The sequence below is a fragment of the Sphingorhabdus sp. genome (genome assembly GCF_046292425.1).
Lineage (GTDB): Bacteria > Pseudomonadota > Alphaproteobacteria > Sphingomonadales > Sphingomonadaceae > Sphingorhabdus_B.
The window spans coordinates 1-1,111 of sequence record NZ_JBKBQV010000093.1; the positions used below are offsets into that span (position 1 = coordinate 1).

Sequence of the window (1,111 nt, forward strand, 5' to 3'; positions counted from 1 at the left end):
CTGGTCAATCACTTCAAGGGAACCCAGGTGCTGCGCGCGCCCGAGCCCGGCCCGCTGGCCAGCGGCAAGGCCGTGCCCGACCTGCGCGAGGTCAAGGGCCAGGAAAGCGCCAAGCGCGCGTTGGAGATCGCGGCGGCTGGCGGACATAATCTGGCAATGATTGGTCCGCCCGGCGCAGGTAAATCGTTATTGGCTTCATGTATGCCCGGTATATTGCCTGAGCTTTCCCCTGCCGAAGCCTTGGAGGTTTCCATGATTGCCTCGGTGGCAGGGTTATTGGAAGGTGGCCGATTATTGCGAACTCGGCCATTTCGGGCCCCGCATCACAGCGCATCCATGCCTGCCCTGGTTGGCGGCGGTTTGCGCATCCGCCCCGGCGAGGTAAGCCTTGCGCATCTTGGTGTATTGTTTCTTGACGAACTGCCCGAGTTTCAGCGCGGTGTCCTCGATAGCTTGCGCCAGCCGCTTGAAACAGGTGAGGTGAGCATCGCGCGCGCGAACAGCCATGTGACATTCCCTGCCAATGTGCAGTTGGTTGCCGCGATGAACCCGTGCCGCTGCGGGCATCTGGGCGATGCCGCACTTGCATGTAGTCGCGCGCCACGTTGCGCGGCTGATTATCAAGCGAAAATATCGGGACCGTTGCTTGACCGAATTGATCTGCACGTCGACGTGCAAGCGGTACGTGCCGCAGACTTGGTCCTGCCGCCGCCAACGGAAGGTTCGGCCGAGGTTGCTGCGCGCGTCGAGGCCGCACGCCAATTGCAGAGCAAGCGCCTAAATGGCGCGCACCTGCGTACCAATTCAGAGCTCGACGGAGACATGCTTACGGCTTTCGCCACACCCGATGCTGCTGGGCAGAAATTGCTGGCTCAGGCGGCGGAAGCGATGCGGCTTTCTGCGCGTGGCTACACCCGCATATTGCGTGTGGCCCGCACGATTGCCGATTTGGCGAATGCGCAGGACATCAGCCGAATCCACATTGCCGAGGCACTCAGCTATCGTCGTCAGCCGCCACGCAATTAGGCAAAGCTCGGGTACGCGGCGGTCTTTCTATTCAGCGGACGCATTTGACGAGAGCAGCAAAGCGCGTGTCCAAGATCTGCCATGC

General features: G+C 61.4%; 1 protein-coding gene. It reads left to right on the forward strand.

What is annotated here, in order from left to right:
• Nucleotides 1-1,026 (forward strand): YifB family Mg chelatase-like AAA ATPase (locus ACK4S7_RS13005; protein ID WP_409647654.1); only part of this gene is annotated, 1,026 nt, incomplete at its 5' end.
• Nucleotides 1,027-1,111: the final 85 nt, after the last annotated feature.